Source organism: Bacillus sp. SIMBA_008 (assembly GCF_046535495.1).
In the GTDB taxonomy this organism is placed as follows: domain Bacteria; phylum Bacillota; class Bacilli; order Bacillales; family Bacillaceae; genus Bacillus; species Bacillus subtilis.
This window is the reverse complement of sequence record NZ_JAWRWL010000951.1, coordinates 1-249: the sequence shown is the minus strand read 5'-3', so window position 1 is coordinate 249 and position 249 is coordinate 1. Positions and strand designations below refer to the sequence as shown.

The 249-nt window shown below is 55.8% G+C and carries 1 protein-coding gene; it reads right to left on the bottom strand.

What is annotated here, in order from left to right; all coding sequences use genetic code 11:
* Positions 1-249: hypothetical protein (locus tag SB658_RS26185; RefSeq protein WP_410603405.1), on the bottom strand; the 249-nt coding region annotated here is incomplete at both ends.

Below are 249 nucleotides of genomic sequence, written 5' to 3'. Positions count from 1 at the left end.
AGATCGTTTTGCGAATGCTCGCAATGGATTCCGTGGCCATTGCCGCATCTCGGAAGGGCTTCGCGGCCGCCGTATAGACCTCCGCAATTGTGACAGCGATCGAGTAATACCCGAGTTCAGTCGGACCAATGAACGGCAAGAGAATCGCTTGGTCGACGTTTACCAGGATCACGCTTGCGGTTCCACCGCCGATCATCCACGCAAGCGAACGGATGTCCACGGGGGTTTTCTCTGCCTCATGGTGATCAT